We start from the raw sequence: 6728 nt of genomic DNA on the forward strand, positions 1-6728 counted from the left end.
CATCGTCGTGCTGGCGTGGGGCTTCTTCTTCTCGTCGTGGCTGCTCGTGATCAACACCTGGGTGGGTCACCGCACTCCCGACCGTCTCGAGGCCGGCGGAAGCCTGGTCGTGGTCGGATTCCAGGGGGCGATCACGATCGCGGCCGGTCTCGGAGGCCTGCTGGTCGACACCCTCGACGTCGAGTTCGTCTACGTGCTGGGGGCGATCTCGCTGCTCGTCGGTGCCGTGCTCTTCGGCGTCTCGAACCGGGTGAGCACTCAGGCGGCGAAGCTCGCCTGAGTCGCCCCGTCGCCTCGTCGCCTCGTCGCCCCGTCGCCTGGCTCCCCGCTCTCACCCGGGCACAGATTCGGATCGACCATTCGACACGCCGCCGTCCTGCCACAACGGTCGGTGTGTCGGGTTCGGGCTCCGAAGTTGTGCCCGCCAGGGGGGGCAGCCGGTAGGGGGCTGGGGCTGGCTCTGTGCTCAGGCGGGGACGGGGGTGAGCTCGGATGCGCGCCACGCCGACGGGGTCAAGCCCGTGCGGCGTCGGAACGCGCGGCTGAAACCCTCGTCCGAGGCGTAGCCCAGCTCACGCGACGTCTCGCTGACGGACCGGCCGGCGCTCAGCATCCGCTTCGCCGCGTCGACGCGCACCTCGGTGACGTAGTCGGCGGGCGAGCGGCCGATGGCCGTGCGGAAGCGCTCGGCGAACACCGAGCGCGACATGGCGCCGACGCTCGCGAGCCGTTCGACCGTCCAGTCGCGACCCGGCTGCTCGTGGATCGCCTCGACGACGCGGTCGAGGAACGGGTCCTGCGAGACCGAGGGCCAGCCGTCCGGCGCGCAGCCGTTCGCAGCCCAGGCGCGGATGACGCTCAGGAGCACCGTCTTCGCCATCATCCGGCAGATCACGGGATCGCCCTGACGCACCGGCCACGACGGCGGATCGGTCGGACCCATGCTGCCCGCGAGTGCGGCCGCGGCGGGCTCGAGCGCGGCGAACGACATCACGGTGATCGGGTCGGGGAGCAGCGCGGCGAGCATCGAGGCGCTGTCGGAGAACTCCAGGTCGACGACCACGAGGTCGGCGTCCGACTCGGCCTCCAGTGCGATCGCCGTGCGGCCCAGGGTGAGGAACGCATCGCCCGCGACGAGACTCGCGCCCAGCGGACGGTCGTCGACGGCGACGATCTGGGCCGAGCGGTCGACGTCGAGGCGGCATCCGGTGGTCAGCGGAGGATGCCCGGTGACCGAGCCCGCCGCGATGTAGACCAGGGTGGCGGCCCGCGGGGCGATCGGCAGCAGTGAGCCGGTCGTCAGCGAGACCCGTCGGGCGACCCCGACGCGCAGGTCGACGGAATCGAGCACCTGCCCGAGGGCTGCGGAATCGACGGTCACCATGCCTTCGGCAACGCCCGGGGCCTCATAGCTATTCCGGATACGCTGAACGGACCCCCACCCGAGGAGTCCCGTGTTCCGCACACCCGACCGCCTGTTCCGAGTCCTCGCGATCGCAGAGGCGATCACCTGGACGATCCTCATCTCGGCGATCATCGCCCGTGCGGCAGGTGCGCCGGGCATCGTCGTCACCGTGGGAGGGGGCATCCACGGCTTCGTCTTCCTCGCCTACGCCGCCACCGCCGTGCTCGTCGCGCTCAATCAGCGCTGGCACCCCGGCGTCGCGATCCTCGCCGTGGTCAGCGCGGTCATCCCCTATGCGACCATCCCGATGGAGATCTGGCTGCACCGCACCGGGCGCCTGGCCGGCGACTGGCGTCTCGAGCAGACCGCCGACCCGCGCGACGCACGCTGGTACGACCGGCTGATGCGCTGGTTCCTGCGCCGCCCGTGGGTGCTCGCGGTGCTGCTGGCCGTCGGAATCGTGGCGCTGTACGTGATCCTGCTGCTGGTGGGCCCGCCCGGCGGCAAGTGATCGGATGCCGGGACCCCGGCATCAGCTCACTGCACGGGCTCGCTGCACGGGCTCACTGGACGATGATGGCGTTCTTCTCGACGACCTCGGCCATGGTCGCCGCGACGTCGCCGCCCTCGCAGTCCACGATCACGTAGAGCCCGACGCCTGTGGCGGTGAAGGCGCGCGCGGCGATGCTCCACTCGCGATCGCCCGCCTCGCCGTCGACCTGCCGGTTCTCGACGTCGGCGTTGCCGCCGACCTGGTAGCTGAACGCCGCGGTGGTGGCGAGGGGCGTGATCGTCGCGGCATCCGCTTCGCCGAGGATGACGGCGAGCATGGCATCGGAGCTGGCGCTGTCGTCACCCGCGACAGTCGGGACGTCGGGTGTGAGGCCCTGCCAGAACTGCGCGGTGCAGGTGTCGTCGACGGTGCCGTAGGTCCATCCGCCGTCGCCGTCGTCGGGCTTCACCACCTTCCACCCGTCGTCGGCGATCAAGCCGTCGCCCCATTGGATGTACGCGGCTCCCGGCAGGTCCGCGCCGTCGGTGAACGACAGCGTCGAGGGCAGGTCTCCGGTGGGCGCGCTCGNNGCGTACAGGCAGCCGGTCAGCGGCAGCACGGCCAGGGCGACCACCGAGACGGCGGCGAGTCGGACCAGCGGCGAGCCCTGCGAGATGCGCGTCATGCCGGTCAGCCTAGTGCGCGGCCGGCGCGGGCCGAGAGGGGGTTCCGCGGGGGCGTTCCGTGTGCTGAGGCGATCCGTGCGCCGAGACTTTCAGTGCGCCGAGGCGATGCCGACGGCATCCTGCACCATCACCGAGGCGACCCTGGCGCCGGCGCCCGCGGCCACGATGAGCTGCTGCGGTCCGGGGATCGCCGCGTCGCCGGCCGCGTACAGGCCCGGGATGTCGGTGCGCCCCGAGCGGTCGGTGGCGAGGTGCCCGTCGTGGTCGACCGCGGGCGCGAAGCCCCGCAGGAACGACAGGTCGGTCTCCCACTCCGGCCGCACGAAGCCGCCCTCGATCTCGACGACGCTGCCGTCGGTCAACCGGATCGCCTCGATGCGCCCCCGATCTCCGACGAGCTCTGTGATCGGATGCCGCAGCACGGCGACACCCATCGATGCGAGCTCGGCCTCCTCCGCGGCGTCGACCGTGTCGGCGCCGAGGGTGAAGACTGTGAGGTTCTCGGTCCACCGTGCGATCAGGCGGGCGCGGTCTGCGAGGTCGTCGGTCGTGCCGATGAGCGCGAGCCGTCGGCCGCGCATCTCCCACGCGTCGCACGCCGCGCAGCTGAACAGGCTGATGCCGTAGAAGCCGCGCAGGTTCGGCACATCGGGAAGGGTCTCTCGCAGACCGGTCGCGAGCAGCACCGACTGCGCCCTGACCGCGTCTGTCGGAGACATGCGACCGATGGATGCGGTGAAGACGGCATCCGCCCCGACCCCGGAACCCGCCGCATCTTCCCCGCCGGCTCTGCCGAGCTCGAGCACGCGGACCCGCGTGCGCACCTCGATGTTCGGGTAGGCGGCCAGCTCGGCGCGGGCGATGCGACGCAGCTCGTGCGGGGGAACGCCGTCGCGGGTCAGGAAGCCGTGGGAGTTCAGGGTCGCCGCATTGCGCGGGCGGTCGGCGTCGACGACGAGCACGCGCATGAGCGAACGCCCCAGGTTGAGGGCCGCCGAGAGTCCGGCGGGGCCGCCGCCGATGACGAGAACGTCGTAGGTGTTCGTGTCGGTCATGCCTCGCCCTTCTGCCGCTCTCAGTCTGCCATCCCCGACTGAGGGTCGCCTAAGTAGCGGGTGTGCCGGCCTCCGGGCTCAGCGCCACGACGTCTCCCACCACGACGACGGCGGGGGAGCGCACCTGTCGAGACGCCGCGATCTGCGCGATCGTGCCCAGGGTGCCGATGGTCACGCGCTGGCGCTCGCCGAACCCGTCTTCGATGATCGCGACGGGGCAGTCGGCGCCGCGCTCTCCGGCCGCGAGCACGTGAGCGGAGTGACCGAGCGTGTTCACGCCCATCAGCAGCACGACGGTATGGTCGCGCCCGCCCCCGAGTGCCTCGATCTGGTCGTGCGCGCTGGCCACGGTGAACGTCTCGGCGATGCCGCGCTGGGTCAGCGGGATGCCGGCGAGGCCGGGCACGGCGACCGCGCTCGTGACGCCCGGGATCACGTCGACCTCGACGCCGGCGGCCTCGCAGAACAGCTGCTCTTCGCGTCCTCGGCCGAAGACGAAGGGATCGCCGCCCTTCAGCCGGACGACGCGTCGGCCCTGATGTGCGAGTGAGACGAGCAGCTCGTTGATGCCGTCCTGCGGCACGGGGTGGTGGCCGGGGAGCTTGCCGACGTCGACGACCTCGGCATCGACCCGCACGCCCTCTTCGGCGAGCTGGGCGAGCACGGCCCTGGCGCCCAGTCGGTCGGCGACGATCACGTCGGCCTCCTGCAGTGCGCGCAGCCCCCGCACGGTCAGGAGTCCCGCATCGCCGGGGCCGGCACCGACGAGCGTGACGGTTCCGGCTGTCGTGACGGTGCCCGCTGTCGTGACGGTGCCTGCTGTCACGAGTGCGCGGTCTCGAGTCGCGATGCTGTGAGGAGCTGCGCCGAGGCCTCCTCGTATCGGGCGATGACGAGGTCGATCAGCGGCTGCGGCACGGTGATGCCGTCGAGCAGGGGCGCGGTGACCCGGCGCCCCGGGGCCTGCCCGACGGTCAGATCGAAGAAGAAGCCGCGCGCCAGCAGGTAGGTCGAGACGGATGCGACCGGGTGATGGTCGAGCGCGGTGGGGAGATCCGGTTCGCGGGCGGCCAGGTAGGCGAGCTCGATCCTCGTGCCGAGACGCAGCGAGAGCAGCGACGCCATGGCCCCGGCATCCGTCAGCGATGCGGGGTCGCGCGATCCCGCCACCGCGAGGATCACGGGTTCGTCCGCATCGGCGTCGGGATCCTCGGCGGCGGCCGCGACGAGCCGGTCCGCGAGCACCTCGGCGAGCCGGGGGTCGGGGCCGAGTGGCGCGCTCACCACGGCGTCCGTCTTCTTCGCGGCCATGCCGTGCAGGTCGTGGTGCACGTGGAAGCCGCGCGACAGCAGCAGCGGAACGATCACGACGGGGCCGTCGATGGTCGGCAGGAGGTCGGCGGCGTCGGGCTGCTGCACGTCGACGAAGGCGCTCTGAACCTCGACGTCGGGGAGGGCGGTGGCGACGGCGGCCACCAGGTCGGCGATCGCGCGGGCGCCCTCGGCATCCGAGGTGCCATGAGAGACGGCGAGCAGGATGGGGCGGCTCATGCAGGGACTCTAGGGGAGGCGTATGACGGCCGTGTTTCGGGAAGTTCACCGCATCCCGCACAAAGTTGAGCCACGTCCTATCAACTTTGTTTGACAGCATCCGGAGGTCGGAGTACAGTTGAGTCATCGCGACTCAGGTTTCCCTGATCGCCCCGGATTTCCAGACCACATCAACCTCAGCAACAAAGGAGAATCACATGGCACGTGCTGTTGGAATCGACCTCGGTACGACGAACTCCGTCGTCAGTGTCCTCGAGGGTGGCGAGCCCAAGGTCATCGCCAACGCCGAGGGCTTCCGCACGACCCCCTCGGTCGTCGCATTCACGAAGGACGGCGAGGTGCTCGTCGGTGAGACCGCGAAGCGCCAGGCCGTCACGAACGTCGACCGCACCATCGCATCCGTCAAGCGCCACATCGGCACCGACTGGTCCTTCGACGTCGACGGCAAGAAGTGGACGCCGCAGGAGATCTCGGCGCGCATCCTGCAGAAGCTCAAGCGCGACGCCGAGTCGTACCTGGGTGACACGGTGACCGATGCGGTCATCACGGTCCCCGCGTACTTCAACGACGCCGAGCGTCAGGCCACGAAGGAGGCCGGCGAGATCTCGGGCCTCAACGTCCTGCGCATCATCAACGAGCCCACCGCCGCGGCTCTCGCCTACGGCCTCGACAAGGGCAAGGAAGACGAGCTCATCCTGGTCTTCGACCTCGGTGGCGGAACCTTCGACGTCTCGCTGCTCGAAGTGGGCAAGGACGACGACTTCTCGACCATCCAGGTCCGCTCGACCTCGGGTGACAACCGCCTCGGCGGCGACGACTGGGACCAGCGTCTCGTCGATCACCTGATCAAGCAGTTCAAGGAGACCACGGGCGTCGACGTCTCGGGTGACAAGATCGCCCTGCAGCGTCTCAAGGAGGCTGCGGAGCAGGCCAAGAAGGAGCTCTCCTCCTCGACCTCGACGAGCATCAACCTGCCGTACCTGTCGCTGACCGAGTCGGGCCCCGTCTCGCTCTCCGAGACGATCACCCGCGCGAAGTTCGAGGACCTCACCAAGGACCTGCTCGACCGCACCAAGAAGCCCTTCGAGGACGTCATCCGCGAAGCCGGCATCAAGGTCGCCGACATCGACCACATCGTGCTCGTGGGTGGATCGACCCGTATGCCCGCCGTGGCCGAGCTCGTCAAGCGCGAGACCGGCAAAGAGGCGAACAAGGGCGTCAACCCCGACGAGGTCGTGGCCGTGGGCGCAGCCCTTCAGGCCGGTGTCCTCAAGGGCGAGCGCAAGGACGTCCTGCTCATCGACGTCACCCCCCTCAGCCTCGGCATCGAGACCAAGGGCGGCATGATGACGAAGCTCATCGAGCGCAACACCGCCATCCCGACCAAGCGCAGCGAGACCTTCACCACGGCAGACGACAACCAGCCGTCCGTCGCGATCCAGGTCTTCCAGGGCGAGCGCGACTTCACCCGCGACAACAAGCCGCTGGGAACGTTCGAGCTCACCGGAATCGCCCCGGCCCCCCGCGGCATCCCGCAG

General features: G+C 70.1%; 6 protein-coding genes and 1 pseudogene. 3 read left to right on the plus strand and 4 right to left on the minus strand.

The window, feature by feature from the left end; genetic code table 11:
- A pseudogene (locus tag J7E68_RS10465) lies at positions 1 to 280 on the plus strand (MFS transporter); the annotation flags it as partial.
- A 186-nt stretch (positions 281 to 466) separates the two neighbouring features.
- Here J7E68_RS10465 and J7E68_RS10470 read toward each other — a convergent pair.
- Entirely contained in the window at positions 467 to 1384 is a 918-nt protein-coding gene (locus J7E68_RS10470; protein WP_215172343.1) for an AraC family transcriptional regulator, read from the minus strand.
- A gap of 70 nt (positions 1385 to 1454) precedes the next feature.
- Between J7E68_RS10470 and J7E68_RS10475 the strand changes: the two genes are divergently transcribed.
- A complete protein-coding gene (locus tag J7E68_RS10475; protein WP_215172345.1) occupies positions 1455 to 1916 on the plus strand; it encodes a DUF3817 domain-containing protein in 462 nt (153 codons plus the stop codon).
- A 757-nt stretch (positions 1917 to 2673) separates the two neighbouring features.
- Here J7E68_RS10475 and J7E68_RS10480 read toward each other — a convergent pair.
- The 3 genes from J7E68_RS10480 to J7E68_RS10490 are packed head-to-tail and all read right to left on the minus strand — an operon-like array spanning position 2674 to position 5190.
- A complete protein-coding gene (locus J7E68_RS10480; protein WP_215172347.1) occupies positions 2674 to 3639 on the minus strand; it encodes an NAD(P)/FAD-dependent oxidoreductase in 966 nt (321 codons plus the stop codon).
- A 49-nt stretch (positions 3640 to 3688) separates the two neighbouring features.
- A complete protein-coding gene (gene cobA, locus J7E68_RS10485) occupies positions 3689 to 4465 on the minus strand; it encodes a uroporphyrinogen-III C-methyltransferase (RefSeq protein WP_215172348.1) in 777 nt (258 codons plus the stop codon).
- Positions 4462 to 5190, minus strand: coding sequence for a sirohydrochlorin chelatase (locus tag J7E68_RS10490; protein WP_215172350.1), 729 nt, complete (start codon positions 5188 to 5190; stop codon positions 4462 to 4464). The genes cobA and J7E68_RS10490 overlap by 4 nt, the downstream gene beginning before the upstream one ends.
- Positions 5191 to 5387: 197 nt before the next feature.
- On the opposite strand from J7E68_RS10490, the gene dnaK reads away from it, so the two are divergent.
- The coding region (dnaK, locus tag J7E68_RS10495; protein WP_251048876.1) for a molecular chaperone DnaK at positions 5388 to 6728 on the plus strand (1341 nt) is incomplete at its 3' end.

It is taken from the genome of Microbacterium sp. ISL-103 (assembly GCF_018613995.1).
Classification (GTDB): domain Bacteria; phylum Actinomycetota; class Actinomycetes; order Actinomycetales; family Microbacteriaceae; genus Microbacterium.